The sequence below is a fragment of the Dactylosporangium thailandense genome (assembly GCF_059739745.1).
The window spans coordinates 11,314,239-11,328,359 of the sequence record NZ_AP029195.1 but is presented as its reverse complement, the minus strand read 5'-3'; the positions used below and the strand labels follow the sequence as shown (position 1 = coordinate 11,328,359).

The window sequence follows — 14,121 nt, the reverse complement described above, 5'->3', positions numbered from 1 at the left end:
AGCTTGTATGGTCGCTCGCATGACACAGATCGCCGTCCATCTGGTCGTGGACGATCCCGCCGCGGCCGCCGCTTGGTATGCCGAGGCCCTCGGTGCCGGCGAGACCGGCCGGGTCAACCTGCCCGATGGCCGTCCGCTCACGATCGAGCTCCGCGTCGGCGACACGGTCCTGGCCGTCGCCGGCGAGATGATCGGCCGGAGCTTGCGCACGCCCGCGGCGCTGGGCGGTTCGCCGGCCGCATTCCACGTGCCGGTCGACGACGTCGATGCCGCCTGGGCGCGGGCGATCGCCGCGGGCGCCGAGCCGTTCGAGGAGCCGCACGACGCGTTCTGGGGCGACCGCACCGCGCAGTTCCTCGACCCGTCCGGACACCGCTGGGCGATCGATCAGCACCTCCGCGACGTCGAACCGGACGAGATCGCGCAGCACGTGGCGGCGATGTTCGCATGAGGTACCGCACATTCGGACGCACGGGTCTGCGCGTTTCCGAACTCGTCCTGGGCGCCATGACCTTCGGCGAGCAGGGCGGCGTCGGCGCGCCGCTCGAGGAGTGCCGCCGAATCCTCGACGCGTACTCGGACGCGGGCGGCAACATGGTCGACACGGCGATCAACTACCGCGGCGGCGCCAGCGAGGAGATCGTCGGCGAGCTGCTGGAGGGGCGCCGCGACCGGTTCGTGCTCTCCACGAAGTACACGGTCACCCGCGACGCCACCGACCCCAACGGCGGCGGCAACCACCGCCGCAACCTGCGCCTGTCGCTCGAGACGAGCCTGCGGCGCCTGCGCACCGACCACATCGACGTGTACTGGGTGCACATCTGGGACCGGCACACGCCGATCGAGGAGACGATGCGCGCACTGGACGACGCGGTGACGGCGGGCAAGGTGCTGTACCTCGGCATCTCCGACGCCCCCGCCTGGCTCGTGTCCCGCGCGAACACGCTCGCCGAGTGGCGCGGATGGACTCCTTTCGCCGGGCTCCAGATTCCGTACAGCCTGGTCAACCGCGACGCCGAGCGCGAACTGCTGCCGATGGCGGACGCGTTCGGCCTGTCGGTGACGGCGTGGAGCCCGCTCGGCGGCGGCGTGTTGAGCGGCAAGTACGACAAGTTCGATCACGCGGATGCGCAACACGCGCGACTCAATCGCGCGGACATCAGCGAGCACGACCTGAACATCGCGCGCGCAGTCCGCGCAGTGGCCGACGAACTCGGCGCCACGTCCGCGCAGGTCGCGCTCGCCTGGACCCGGCAGCGGCCCGCCGTGTTGCCCATGCTCGGCGCGCGCACCGAGGCGCAGATTCTGGACAATCTCCGGTGTACGGACATCGAGCTCACGCCGGAACTGCGCGAACGGCTCGAAGCCGCGACCGGGTTCAAGCCCGGCTTTCCGACCGACTTCATCGCGCAGACCGAGCAATGGGTCCTGGGCCGAGCGGCGCTTTGAGCGTTCGCTCAGCCGCGGCTGTCCGTAAGCCGGCGGATCCTGGCCGAGCAGCGCATTGAGCGTTCGCTCAGCAGGCGCTGTCCGTTAAGCCGGCGGAGATGGGCGTCCGAACGGCGCTCCAGCGATCGAACGGCGCACTGAACGTTCGCCCAGCAGGCGCTGCCCGCCAAACTCCGCAGAGATGGGCGTCCGAACGGCGCTCCAGCGATCGAACGGCGCACCGAGCGTTCGCTCAGCGGGCGCTAACCCCCAAACCCGCGGAGATGGGCGTTCGAACGGCGCACTGAGCGTTCGCCAGCAGGCGCTGCCCGCCAAACCTGCGGGCAGCGCCTCCGGCAACCCGCTCAGGCGGCTTTCTGGTCCGCGGCCACGACCACGATCTCGATCAGCCACTCGGGCCGGACGAGCGCGGGCACGGTCAGCAGCGTGCTCGCCACGAGCCGCCCCGACATGAACGTGTCCCGCTCGGCCATGGCCTCGGCGAGCCCGTCTTCCATGGCCGACGCGACCACGTACGTCGTGATGCTCACGATGTCGTCCGCGGACATGTCCGCCGCCGCGAGCAGCGCGGCGATGTTGTGCCAGATGACCTTCGCCTGCGCGGCCACTCCGTCTGGCACGTTGCCGTCGGCGTCGATGCCCACCTGACCGGCGGTGTGCAGCCAGCGCGCCGGGTTCGTGACGAGCGTGGCGTGCGCGTATCGCGCCGCGGGCCGGGGCATCGAGTCGGGCATGATCGGCTGATGCATGCCTCCGAGCCTAGGCGCCTTCCGTTGCCCGTCGCAGCGGATACGTGTCCATCACCCAGCCTTGCGCGTTCGCGCACCAGCCCGGCGCCATAACGTCAAACACGAACAGCCGACAGGACGCGTTCGGACCTAGACGCCTTCCGTACGCCGCCGAAGCAGATACGTATCCATGATCCAGCCCTTGCGCGTCCGCGCATCGGCGCGCACGGACTCGATCTCGTCGAGGACATCGGCGAGCCGGCCGCTGCGGAGAATCTCGTCGGGCGTGCCCAGGTACGCGCCCCAGTAGATGTCGATGGGCTCGTCGCGGTATCGGCGGCAGGCCAGGTTCGCGTCGAGCATCACGACGACGTCGTCGCATCCGGCCGGCCACTCGGCCGCGAGCCGCCGTCCTGTCGTAATGTGCACGGATCCGGCCACCCGATTGAGCGTTACGCGATGCCGGGCCGTCAGAATCTGCACGCTGCTGATGCCCGGGATGACGTCGTACTCGACGCCGCCGATGCCCTCGAGAATGCGAATGGTGCCGTCGTACAGCGCAGGGTCCCCCCACGCCAGGATGCCCCCGACACCGTCCGGCCCGAGCTCGCGCTCGATCGCCTCGCCGAGCAGCCGCGCGCGTTCGTCCCGCCAGTCCTTGACCGCGCCCGCGTAGTCGGACGCGGCCCGGTCGCGCGGCGGATCGGCGATCACAACGGTGCGCGAATCTGTCCGTTCGACGTACCGCGCCACGAGTGCCTTGCGCGCGTCGGTCAGCTCCGCCGCCGCCTCGCCCTTGTCGAGCACGAAGAACACGTCGACGGCGTTCATGGCGTTGATCGCCTGGACGGTGACGTGCTCCGGGTCACCGGCACCCACCCCGATGATCAACACCTTGCGCATGCCGCCCATCGTAAGTGCGCACGGCGGACGCACCAGGCGCGGGTGCCGACCGCCTCAGATCGGCGCCATCACACGCGTGCGAGGGAGACCCGCCGACGGCGATGCGCACGACGCGCACAAACGACAGTCCGAACGCGCAGACAAACGACGCGCACAAACGACAGTCCGAACGCGCAGACCAAACGCATCGGCCCACCGCACGGCGCCGCGTGCAGGAGAGCGAACAGCACGAACGGACGGCATGAGGCCGGCAGCACGAGGCGAGCAGCACGAGGCCGTAAGCATGAGGCAGACAGCAGCAGGCGGACGCACCGGCCGGCCGCGAGCCCTGACCGCATGAAGCTGCCCAAGACCGTGCGCCAGGCCGTGGTGAAGTCGGCGTTCCGGCCCGCCCGCGCGGTGGCTCAGGCCGGATAGGCCCGCGTCTCCGCCGCCTTCACCGCCGCCGCGCGGTGGCTCAGGCCGGATAGGCCCGCGTCTCCGCCGCCTTCACCGCCGCCGCGCGGTGGCTCAGGCCGGATAGGCCCGCGTCTCCGCCGCCTTCACCGCCGCCCAAATCTCGCGGCCCGGCATCAGCTCCAAATGCGCCGCCGCCGCAGGCGTGACGTCCGCGGCCGCGGCAAGCGCCCCCTCCAGCCGAATCCGCAAATTGTCCCCATGCCGCTGAATCCCCGCGATCGTCGCCGGCCACGTATTGCGCGGACTCCCATCCGGCCGCGTCGCATGCAGCGCGACGGCCGAGGGCGGAAACGCCACGAACGCGTCGCCGTTCAGCGAATCGGCCGCCGTCAGTACGACGCCGCCGACGTCGACCGCGTGTCCGTCGGCGCGCCCGCGGTACAGGTTCAGGCCCACCAGCCGAGCCACATATTCGGTGCGGGGCCGCGCCGTGATTTCCGCCGCGTCTCCTTCCTGCACCACGGCCCCGTTTTCGAGAATCACGAGCCGATCCGCGAGCACGAGCGCGTCGAGCGGATCGTGCGTGACGATGAGCGTCGCGCCCGGATGGTCGGCGAGGTGCCGCTGCAGCTCGGCCCGCGTGTCGGCCCGCGTGCCCGCGTCGAGCGCGGCGAGCGGTTCATCCAATAGCAAAAGCCGCGGTTGTACCGCCAATGCCCGAGCCAAGGCCACCCGCTGCGCCTGTCCGCCCGACAATTGCCGCGGCTTGCGCCGAACGAAATCGGCCAATCCGACGCGGCCGAGCCATGCTGTTGCCTCGGCGCGGGCCGTCTTCCGGTCCCGGCCATGACGCCGCGGCCCGAAGGCCACGTTGTCGAGCGCGGTCAGATGCGGAAACAGCAGGTACTCCTGGAACACCACGCCAATGGCCCGCCGCTCCGGCGGAATCCACACCCGCCGAGCCGGCCGGTCGAGGTCCTTCCCGTCGAGCACGATGTACCCATCAGTGAGCGACGCCAGGCCGGCAAGCGCCCGAAGCGCCGTGGTCTTCCCGGCCCCATTGGGCCCGAGCAGCGCAACGACTTCGCCCGCCGCGATGCGCAAGTGCGCATTAAGCCGAAACGCCCCGCGCTCGACCACAACCCGCGCATCGAGATAAGCCCCCGCGCCACCGGCCACTTCGCCCGCCGTCACAGCGCCTCCACCGACACGCCACTGCCGAGCACCCGAACACGCGCGCCCGCGCCCGCGCCCGCACCCGCACCCGCGAGCCAAACGCCGGCAAGACGATCGCCGACGTCCCCCCGCAGAGCCGCGAACGAAGCCCGCCCGTGGCAAGGCACCGGCGCGCTCATGCGGTGATCCATTTGTCGCGCAGCGAGGCCAGGATCGCGACCGAAACGGCCAGCAGGATCAGGCTCAGCACGATCGCGGCCTGCAGATCGGTCTCCAGCGCGAGGTACACCTCAAGGGGCATCGTCCGAGTCGTGCCCGGGAAGCTCCCCGCAAAGGTGATGGTCGCCCCGAACTCCCCCAGCGCCCGCGCCCAGCACAGCACGCCCCCGGCCGCGATCCCCGGCGCCACCAGCGGCAGCGTCACGTGTGTGAAGGTCGTCCACCGCCCGGCCCCGAGCGTCGCCGCCGCCTCCTCGTAGCGGCTGTCCGCCCCGCGCAGCGCCCCCTCGACGGCGATGATGAGGAACGGCATCGCCACGAACGCCTCGGCGAGCACGACCGCGCTGGTGGTGAACGGCAGCGTGATCCCGAACGTACTGTCCAGCCACTCCCCCACGAGCCCCCGCCGCCCGAACACGAGCAGCAGCGCGACACCCCCGACGACGGGCGGCAGCACGAGCGGCACCGTGACGAGCGCGCGCACGAACCGCCGCCCCGGAAAGTCCACTCGCGCAAGCAACCACGCCAGCGGTACCCCGAGCACCAGACACAGCACCGTCGCGATCGTCGCGCTCTGCAACGACAGCCGCAGCGCCGTGAGCACCCCCGGCTGCGCGATCCGCTCGGGCAACGTCGTCCAGGGCGCCCGGATCAGCAGCCCCGCGAGCGGCAACACCAGGAACACCAGCCCGAGCCCGGCCGGAACGAGCAACCCGATCGGCACCCGCCGAACCCCGTCACGCCTGCGCAAGCAACCTCACCTCACACCGCCGAACCGCGGCCGAAGCCGCGCCGAGCCCAGCCCGAAGCCGCCGCCGAACCCCAGCCCGAAGCCCGGAGCCGCCTGCCGAACCCCAGCCCGAAGCCCGGAGCCGCCTGCCGAGCCCCAGCCCGAAGCCCGGAGCCGCCTGCCGAACCGCAGCCCGAAGCCGCCGAACCCCAGCCCGAACGAGCACCGACACACCGCGACCCGGGCTGCGCGACGGTACGCAAACAGCCAGCCCGTGCCGAACGGCACCGGGAGCGCGCCCGACCCAGCGGGCCGGCCACGCTCCCCCGTCGATCCGATGCCGGATCACGGAGCCTGGAAGCCCGCATCCGAGAGGACGGCCTTGCCCTTGTCCGACAGCACGTACTCGACGAATGCCTTCGCCCCCGCGGCGTTCGGCGCTTTCTTCAGCACCACGATCGGGTAGCTGTTGATCGCCCCAGCGGACTCGGGGAACTCGATGTCGTCCACGTCCCGCGCGGCGGCCCGGGCGTCCGTGCGGTACACGAGCGCGGCGTCGACCTCGCCGAGCGTCACCTTCGACAGCGCCGCCTTCACGTCCTGCTCCAGCGTCACCGGGGTGAGCTTCACGTTCGCCGCCGTCAGCGCCGTCTTCGCGGCCGCCCCGCACGGCACCTGCTCCGCGCACAGGGCCACCTTCGTGCCGGGCTTGGTCAGGTCGGCGAGGCCCTTGATGCCCTTCGGGTTGCCGCTCTGCACCGCGATCACGAGCTGGTTCTTCACGAACGTGGTCGGGTCGCCGGAGGCGTTGCCGGCGTCGGTGACCGTCTTCATGTTCGCGGGCGCGGCGGAGGCGAACACGTCCGCCGGGGCGCCCTGGTTGATCTGGGTCGCCAGCGCCGAGCTGCCCGCGTAGTTGAAGGTCACCTTGCTGCCCGGGTTGGCCGCCTCGAACGCCTGGCCGATCTTGTTGAAGGACTCGGTCAGCGACGCGGCGGCGAAGACGGTGATGGCGCCGGTGACACCCGTCGCGGCGCCCGACGACGGTGCGGCCGGTGCCGAGCCGGTGTCGGTCTTGTCGTCACCGCACCCGGCCAGCCCGGTCAGACCGACCGTGATGGCCACGAGCCCGGTCAGAACGGCACGCCTCATGAGTGGCTCCTCCCTTTGTCAACACGCTCCACCACGACGGTGGTCGACTTGATCACGGCGACGGCCAGCGATCCGACCCTGAGGTCGAGCTCGTCGGCCGCCTCCCGGCTCATGAGTGACACCACCCGGAACGGCCCGGCCTGGATGTCGACCTGGGCCATGACGGTGTCCTTGACCACGGCGGTGACGATGCCGCGCAGCCGGTTGCGCGCGGACGATCCCTCGGTGCCCGCGTCCGACTCGGCGGCCTGCGAGCGCGCGAACGCGGCCAGGTCGACGCCGTCGATCACGCGGTGGCCGTTGTCGTCGCGCCCGGCGGGGAGCCGCCCGGCATCGATCCAGCGCCGCAGCGTGTCGGCGCTGATGCCGAGCAGCTCGGCGGCCTCGCCGATCCGGAAGGTGGTCATGGCGAAAAGCCTATATCTCGCAGTTGCGGCCGCGAATCGGTCTGGAGGCTGGTATCTGCCCAAGGAAATCGGACCGGGGCATGATGGACTCATGACGCAGCGATGGTCCGAGGTGCTCAGCCTGGTGACGTACGCGGTGGGTCCGGGTCCGGCCACGGTGGTAGTCCACGGCGCGGATGCCGAGGTCGTGGCGGCGACCGCCGACCGGCTGACGGCCGCGCTGAGCGAGGCGGCCCGGGGCGTCTGCCGCGAGGGCACGACGATCAGCGTGGGCGGCGGCGGCCCGCGTGTGGTCGTCTGGCTGCGCACGGCACGGGACCGCCACGCCGGGGAGGCGGCCCGCGGCGACCGCGCGGACATCGTCGTCGACCTGCACGACCGGGCGTGGCCGGTGATCCGCCACGTCGCGCCCCATCTGGCCGAGCACGGCATGTGGTACCTCCGCGAGTCCCGCGCCTTCTTCGGCGTCCGCGCGGCCACCTGGGACACCAGGTTCGGCGACGACGGCCCGGCGTACGCGGCCGCCGTGCATCGGGCCGGCCTGCGCCAGGGCGGCACCGTGCTCGACGCCGGCTGCGGCACCGGCCGCGCCCTGCCGGCCCTGCGCGCCGCCGTGGGCCCCGCGGGCGTGATCGTCGGCGTCGACGTGACCCCGCAGATGCTCGACCTGGCCAGGAGCCGCGACGAGCCCCTGGTGCTCGCCGATGCACGCCGGCTGCCGTTCGCCGCCGGTGCCCTGGACGCGATCTTCGCCGCCGGCCTGGTGACGCACCTGCCTGACGCGACCGAGGGCCTGCGCGAACTGGCCCGGGCCGTCCGGCCCGGCGGCCGCCTGGTGCTGTTCCACCCCTCGGGCCGCGCGAGGCTGGCCGCGCGTCACGGCCGCACCCCTGCGCCCGGACGAGCCGCTGGCCGAGGCCCCGCTCGCGGAGTCCTGCGAGCTCGCGGGCTGGACGCTGACCGAGTACGACGACGCCGAGGATCACTTCTACGCACTGGCGATACGCAAAAATGCTGATAAGTCCGAAATATCCGGCTAGCGAAGCGCCGGATATTTCGCGAAAACTCGCAGCGGAAGCGAAAACCCGCGAAGCGGAGGCGGAAGCCCCATAGCGAACATGAAGACCCGCAGCGAAGCGCAAGCCCCACAGCGAAAGCGAACACCCGCGGCGGAGGCGGAAGCCCCACAGCGAAAGCGAACACCCGCGGCGAAGCGCAAGCCCCACAGCGAAAGCCGGAAGCGAGCCCCCTACACCGGAACGAGCAGACCCCGCTCGGAGAGGAAATCGCGAACCTTCCGCTCCTCAGGCTCCGGCAGCAGCGTGAACGGCACCACCAGCATCCCGGCCCCGCCCACCACGACGATCCAGAACTCGCCGTTGTCCTCGACGCGCTCGACCGCCGGCCACGAGTACCCCGCTCGCAGGCTCGGCGTGAAGACCCGCACGCCCTCGTCGGTGATCTCGTAGGTCGCCGTCTCCGCGAAGACCCCGGTGCGTGCCTTCGCCGCCGCCTGGATCAGCAGCCACGGGCCGACGAGGATGATCACGCCGGGGGTCAGCAGGACGCCGGCGCCGACGGGCAGGCCGAGCACGAGCGCGCTGAGGCCGGCCACCGACAGACCGCCGCCGACCAGGTTCCACGAGCGCAGGCTGCCCCGCATGCGCGCCCGCACCGACCTGCGCGTCCGGCCGCGATCGGGCTGGACCGTCAGCGTGATCAGCATCAGTCCCCGTTCATCGATTGCTGCCGTAGGGTACGCCATCCGGCCCGAGCCGCAGCGCGGCCCCCACGCGAAACTTTCTCGCCACCACGGCGATCGCGAGGGTGCCTGCCGAGCCCGTGAACATTCACGGCGACCAGCGCGCCGACGCCCGGGGAAGCGACCTCACGGCCGCGCGGTCCCGGCGCCGCTCAGGCGGAGCCGACCGTCCAGTAGACCTGGTTGTAGTCGAGCAGCTCGAGCCGCTCGCCGGTGTCCTGGTAGGTCGTGATGCCGCAGTTGGCCGGGGACTGCCCCGACGGCCACCGCTGCGCCTGCGCGTAGGTCCAGCCCTCCAGCAGGAAGCGGAAGCAGCGCAGCGTCCCGCCGTGCGTCACGATCATGATCTTCTGGCCGGCGTGGTCGCGGAACAGCGAGTTGAGGAACGTGTGCACGCGGCCGACGACGTCGGCGAGGCTCTCCCCGCCGGGCGGGCGGGCCATGAACCCGCCGAACGTCTGCCAGTACTCGTTCAGCCACGGGAACGCCGCCTCGGCCTCGGCGGTCGTCATGTCGTAGGCGAATCCCGGGTCCCGCTCGCGGATGAACAGGTCGGTCTTGACCCGCATCCGGGCGCGCTCCGCGGCGGGATAGGCGCTCAGCACGCCCTCGGCGGTCTGGTCGGTCCGGGCGTACCCGCTGGTGAACACGTAGTCGAAGGAGCCGAACCGGTCCCGCACGGCGTGCCCGGTCTGCTCGGCCTGCTTGTGCCCGTCGGCGGTCAGGTCGATGAGGTGGTCCGGCACACCGCGGACCACCTGGCGGGCGGCGTCGTCGGCGAAGTACACACTGCCCTTCTTGGCCAGGTTGCGCGCCGACTCGGCGTGGCGGACGAGCACCAGGAGGGCGGGTCGGGAAGAGTCCATCTACGACTCGTACTGCTCCTGCGGCACCGCGATCAAGGTGACATCCGACACCGAGATGAACGGGATCGCCTCGCCGTTGACGTTGTCCGTGACCTCGCGCCCGCTGTATCGGCCGGTGACGCGCACCCACTGCTGGTCCCGCAGCCCGTCGGGCAGCTCGCCGTCGAGCGCGACCTTGACCGGCCGGGCGTCGGCCGCGCAGCAGCTGACCATCATCCGGGCCAGCAGCCACTGGTCCTGCGGCCCGCGCATCACGAAGCCGGTGAGCTGGATGCGGCGCTCGCCGAGCGAGACGCCCTTGTCGAACACGGCCCGCGAGGCGTAGTCGAGCATCGTGAGGCTCAGCGGGTCGCCGGCGGGCAGCGGCGCGTATTCCGAGCGGGCGGTCACCGCCGAACCGGAGCGCCCGGCCGCGTAGGAGCCGAGCGCGGGCGGCGCGAACAGCAGCAGCCCCAGCACCGGCGCGAGCAGCAGCCAGGCGACCTTCGGACCGCCGTGAGCGTGCCCGTGCCCGTCGTCGTCGCCGTGGGCGTGCCCGTGCGCGTCGTCGCCGCCGTGCGTGGTCTTCGCGCCGCGCAGCTCGTACCACAACGTGAAGGCCCCCGCGACCACCAGGATCGCGCCGGCGGCGATGAGATACGGCTGCAGGCCCGCCTTGACGTAGTTGAGGTATTGCCCCGACAGCGACGCCCGCAGCACCGCCCCGCCGATGAGCAGCAGAATGACGGCCTGCGCCTGCTTGTTCACAACAGCACCGGTCCCAGGATCGCGGAGACGAGGATCGCCATGACGAACGTGGCGGGCGCGAAGCGCAGCGCGAACCGGCGGCCGAAGATGCCCGCCTGCATCGCGAAGAGCTTCAGGTCGATCATCGGCCCGACGACGAGGAACGCCAGCCGGGCGGTGAGCGAGAACTGGGTCAGCGACGCGGCCACGAACGCGTCGGCCTCCGAGCAGATCGACAGCAGGACGGCCAGCAGCCCCATCACGACGATCGCCAGGACCGGGTTGGACGCGACGTGCTCCAGCCAGGTCTTGGGCACCACGACGGCGATGACGGCCGCGGACGCGGCCCCGATGACCAGGAACCCGCCGGCGTGCAGCACGTCGTGGCGCACCGAGGCCCAGAACGCCGGCCACTTGGCCATGCCGTCCAGGTGCGCCCGCGACGGCATCCGCAGCCAGCTGCCCTTGCCGAACGCCTGCCACAGCCAGCCCATCAGGCAGGCGACGACGAGACTGGCCACCGCCCGGCCCACCACCATCTGCGGCTGGCCCGGGAAGGCGACCGCGGTGGAGATCAGCACGATCGGGTTGACGGCGGGCGAGGCGAGCAGGAACGCGAACGCCGCGGCCGGGGTGACCCCGCGCTGGACGAGCGCGCCGGCCACGGGCACCGACGCGCACTCGCAGCCGGGCAGCACCACGCCGGCCACGGACGCCGTCGGCACCGCCAGCGCCGGGTGCGACGGCAGCGCCTTGGCGAAGAACGACGGCGGGATGAACACGGCGATGATCGCGGAGAGCACGACGCCGAAGACGAGGAACGGGATCGCCTGGGTGAGCACCGAGACGAACACCGTCAGCCAGGTCTGCAGCGCCGGCGTGGCCAGCGAGCGGGTGATCGGGCCGCGCAGCAGCACCACGAGCACGAGCAGGACCGCGAGCACCTCGACGGACCCGGGCCGCCAGCGCTTGCGTGGGGGCGCCTCGGCCTCCGCGGGGGGTACGTGCTCGTCGGTCACCGTCACGACCAGGAGGCTACCCCGTCGATCGGTACCGCCGGCATGAAGCGCCGACGAACACTTCGGAGCGTGAACCCCCGGACACCGGGCTGGTCGCCGACAAGCAACGACCGGCCCGGCGGGTTCGCCTTCCAGCGCGGACTAGCAGCCGGGGAGACGCTCGATCAGGTACGACTCGACCTGGTCGATCGACACCCGCTCCTGGCTCATCGTGTCGCGGTCCCGCACGGTGACCGCGTTGTCGTTGAGCGTGTCGAAGTCCACCGTCAGGCAGTACGGGGTGCCGATCTCGTCCTGGCGGCGGTACCGCCGGCCGATGCCCTGGGCGTCGTCGAAGTCCACCGTCCAGCGCTTGCGCAGCTGGGCGGCGAGGTCGCGGGCCTTGGGCGAGAGGTCGGCGTTGCGCGACAGCGGGAGCACGGCCGCCTTCACCGGGGCGAGCCGCTTGTCGAAGCGCATGACCGTGCGCTTGTCGACGGAGCCGCTGGTGTTCGGCGCCTCGTCCTCGTCGTAGGCCTCGAGCAGGAACGCCAGCACCGCGCGGGTGAGACCGGCGGCGGGCTCGATGACATACGGCACCCACCGCTCCTTCTTCTCCTGGTCGAAGTAGGACAGGTCGACGCCGGAGTGCTTGGAGTGCGTGGTGAGGTCGAAGTCCGTGCGGTTCGCGATGCCCTCGAGCTCGGAGAACTCCTGGCCACCGAAGCGGAAGCGGTACTCGATGTCGACCGTCCGCTTCGAGTAGTGCGAGAGCTTCTCCTTCGGGTGCTCGTAGAAGCGCAGGTTCGCCTCGGAGATGCCCAGGCCGATGTACCAGTTCCAGCGCTCCTGCAGCCAGTACTCGTGCCACTGCTCGTCGCTGCCCGGCTCGACGAAGAACTCCATCTCCATCTGCTCGAACTCGCGCGTGCGGAAGATGAAGTTGCCCGGGGTGATCTCGTTGCGGAAGCTCTTGCCGATCTGCGCGATGCCGAACGGCGGCTTCTTGCGCGCCGCGCCGGCCACGTTGTTGAAGTTGACGAAGATGCCCTGCGCGGTCTCGGGGCGCAGGTAGTGCAGGCCCTCGTCGTTCTCCACGGCGCCCAGGTAGGTCTTCATGAGGCCGTTGAACATCCGCGGCTCGCTGAAGGTGCCCTTGTTGCCGCAGTTCGGGCAGTTGATCTCGCCGAGCACGAACGGCTTCTCGGTGCCGTTCTTCTCGACCCAGGCCTCCTCGAGGTGGTCGGCCCGGAAGCGCTTGTGGCACGAGGCGCACTCGGTCAGCGGGTCGACGAACGCGTCGACGTGGCCGGAGGCGACCCAGACGTCGCGGGCCAGGATCACGGCGGAGTCCAGACCGACGATGTCGTCGCGCTGCTGGACCATGGTGCGCCACCACTGCCGGCGGACGTTGTCCTTGAGCTCCACGCCCAGCGGGCCGTAGTCCCAGGCCGAGCGCGTGCCTCCGTAGATCTCGCTCGACGGGAAGACAAAGCCGCGGCGCTTCGCGAGGCTGACGACGGAATCGATGCGATCTGCGGCCATGGTTCCTCCTAAGCCTCACGGCGACTGGCTGTCGGCAAGGCTGGTCGTGTGGTGTCCGGACTTGGGTCGTTACCCGGGCAAACCGTCAAACGTCACCATCGACGGTACGGTTACGCCGCGGCGAGCCGCACCAGATTAACGGGCGCGCCGGGCGGCCCCGCGCCGCGGTCGGTCTAGTCGATGCCCCCGCAGATCACGTAGCGGGTGCCGGCCTGTTCCATCGTGTACTCGTGATCGACCCAGGTCGTGCGCTCGCGCACCTGGGCCGGGACGGTGATCGTGTTGCTGATCGTGACGTCGTCCGCGTTGACCTTGAAGTCGGTGACCGGCGTGGCGCCGAAGTGGTCGGAGAACCAGCCGACCGAGTGCGTGCGCTGCTGCGCGTCGCACAGCTGGCGGCGCGCGGTGGCGTAGTCCTGGTCCCGCACGGCGGTGAGGTAGTCCTCGACCACGGCGGCGACCTGGCCCTTGCCGATCGAGTCGGCGTAGGGCAGCAGGAGCGTGACGCCGACGATGCCGCCGACGCAGCACAGCACGAGGACCAGCCCGCCGATGCCCAGCCCCCACCACAGTCCGCGCAGGTCACGGTCGCGCGGCGGGGAGGCGAACGGCGCGGCCACGCCCGGCCCGCGCGGCGGGGGCGGGACCTCGTCGGCCTGCTCCCAGAGGGGAGTCGGGCCGGCCTGCGGCGGCATCATGGCGTTCAGCCTATCCAAGCGCGCCGGGCGGGCGCTTGCGCTCAGGCGCGGTCACTGGTGGACACGGTCAGCTCGCCGCCCGGCGCGGCCTCGGCCAGCACCTCGAACGCGGAGGGCTCGTCGAGGGCCTGGGCCAGCAGCGGCGTGGCGTGCATCTTGACGTCGAAGTTCGACAGCGCGCGGCGGTAGGCCCCGACCGACTCCCACTCCGTGACGATGCTCCAGTGGGCCGGATCGTCGAACGCGCGTCCGAGGCGGCCACGAAGGTACCCTGGGCAGGCCGCGAGGGCGGCGAGCGCGGTGTGAGCACGGCCGGCGAAGCCGTCGTCCTCCTCGACGACGAACCTGGTCATCACGAGCATG

Annotated in this window: 16 protein-coding genes; 3 read left to right on the top strand and 13 right to left on the bottom strand. The window is 71.2% G+C overall.

Annotated features, from left to right (window positions below; all coding sequences use genetic code 11):
- The first annotated feature begins 19 nt into the window (after positions 1-19).
- Positions 20-451 (top strand): VOC family protein, encoded by a 432-nt coding sequence (locus tag AC6JBM_RS50850; protein WP_497980707.1) that lies wholly within the window; start codon positions 20-22, stop codon positions 449-451.
- A complete protein-coding gene (locus AC6JBM_RS50845) occupies positions 448-1,449 on the top strand; it encodes an aldo/keto reductase (RefSeq protein ID WP_497980706.1) in 1,002 nt (333 codons plus the stop codon). Before AC6JBM_RS50850 ends, AC6JBM_RS50845 begins: the two co-directional genes overlap by 4 nt.
- A gap of 344 nt (positions 1,450-1,793) precedes the next feature.
- Here AC6JBM_RS50845 and AC6JBM_RS50840 read toward each other — a convergent pair whose 3' ends face one another.
- From AC6JBM_RS50840 to AC6JBM_RS50815, 6 genes are all read right to left on the bottom strand, one after another.
- Positions 1,794-2,198 (bottom strand): RidA family protein, encoded by a 405-nt coding sequence (locus AC6JBM_RS50840; RefSeq protein ID WP_350620739.1) that lies wholly within the window; start codon positions 2,196-2,198, stop codon positions 1,794-1,796.
- Positions 2,199-2,327: 129 nt separating this feature from the next.
- The gene (cobF, locus tag AC6JBM_RS50835; RefSeq protein WP_497980705.1) at positions 2,328-3,089 is read right to left on the bottom strand and encodes a precorrin-6A synthase (deacetylating); all 762 of its coding nucleotides are present in this window, start codon (positions 3,087-3,089) and stop codon (positions 2,328-2,330) included.
- Between the two features lie 501 nt (positions 3,090-3,590).
- The gene (locus AC6JBM_RS50830; protein ID WP_497980704.1) at positions 3,591-4,673 is read right to left on the bottom strand and encodes an ABC transporter ATP-binding protein; all 1,083 of its coding nucleotides are present in this window, start codon (positions 4,671-4,673) and stop codon (positions 3,591-3,593) included.
- A 157-nt stretch (positions 4,674-4,830) separates the two neighbouring features.
- Positions 4,831-5,625, bottom strand: coding sequence for an ABC transporter permease (locus tag AC6JBM_RS50825; RefSeq protein ID WP_497980703.1), 795 nt, complete (start codon positions 5,623-5,625; stop codon positions 4,831-4,833).
- Positions 5,626-5,949: 324 nt separating this feature from the next.
- A complete protein-coding gene (gene modA / locus AC6JBM_RS50820) occupies positions 5,950-6,756 on the bottom strand; it encodes a molybdate ABC transporter substrate-binding protein (RefSeq protein ID WP_497980702.1) in 807 nt (268 codons plus the stop codon).
- Entirely contained in the window at positions 6,753-7,163 is a 411-nt protein-coding gene (locus AC6JBM_RS50815) for a TOBE domain-containing protein (RefSeq protein WP_497980701.1), read from the bottom strand. The genes modA and AC6JBM_RS50815 overlap by 4 nt, the downstream gene beginning before the upstream one ends.
- Positions 7,164-7,254: 91 nt before the next feature.
- Between AC6JBM_RS50815 and AC6JBM_RS50810 the strand changes: the two genes are divergently transcribed.
- The gene (locus AC6JBM_RS50810; RefSeq protein WP_497980700.1) at positions 7,255-8,181 is read left to right on the top strand and encodes a class I SAM-dependent methyltransferase; all 927 of its coding nucleotides are present in this window, start codon (positions 7,255-7,257) and stop codon (positions 8,179-8,181) included.
- Between the two features lie 231 nt (positions 8,182-8,412).
- On the opposite strand, the gene AC6JBM_RS50805 is transcribed toward AC6JBM_RS50810, so the two are convergent.
- The 7 genes from AC6JBM_RS50805 to AC6JBM_RS50775 form a co-directional block, all read right to left on the bottom strand.
- Positions 8,413-8,889: a YcxB family protein gene (locus tag AC6JBM_RS50805; RefSeq protein WP_497980699.1), complete on the bottom strand. Its 477-nt coding sequence runs from the start codon at positions 8,887-8,889 to the stop codon at positions 8,413-8,415.
- Positions 8,890-9,077: 188 nt separating this feature from the next.
- A complete protein-coding gene (locus tag AC6JBM_RS50800; protein WP_497980698.1) occupies positions 9,078-9,791 on the bottom strand; it encodes a histidine phosphatase family protein in 714 nt (237 codons plus the stop codon).
- Positions 9,792-10,538, bottom strand: a complete 747-nt coding sequence (locus AC6JBM_RS50795) for a TIGR03943 family putative permease subunit (RefSeq protein ID WP_497980697.1) — start codon at positions 10,536-10,538, stop codon at positions 9,792-9,794. It abuts the gene before it with no gap.
- Positions 10,535-11,542 carry a permease gene (locus tag AC6JBM_RS50790; RefSeq protein ID WP_497980696.1) on the bottom strand — a complete coding sequence of 336 codons (1,008 nt, stop codon included), beginning with the start codon at positions 11,540-11,542 and terminating at the stop codon, positions 10,535-10,537. The genes AC6JBM_RS50795 and AC6JBM_RS50790 overlap by 4 nt, the downstream gene beginning before the upstream one ends.
- 135 nt (positions 11,543-11,677) lie before the next feature.
- Complete coding sequence (locus AC6JBM_RS50785) at positions 11,678-13,060, bottom strand: glycine--tRNA ligase (RefSeq protein ID WP_350620761.1); 1,383 nt, start codon at positions 13,058-13,060, stop codon at positions 11,678-11,680.
- Positions 13,061-13,233: 173 nt separating this feature from the next.
- The gene (locus AC6JBM_RS50780) at positions 13,234-13,758 is read right to left on the bottom strand and encodes a hypothetical protein (protein WP_497980695.1); all 525 of its coding nucleotides are present in this window, start codon (positions 13,756-13,758) and stop codon (positions 13,234-13,236) included.
- A 41-nt stretch (positions 13,759-13,799) separates the two neighbouring features.
- On the bottom strand, positions 13,800-14,120 hold the full coding sequence (locus AC6JBM_RS50775; RefSeq protein ID WP_497980694.1) for an antibiotic biosynthesis monooxygenase family protein: 321 nt from the start codon (positions 14,118-14,120) through the stop codon (positions 13,800-13,802).
- Position 14,121 lies beyond the last annotated feature (1 nt).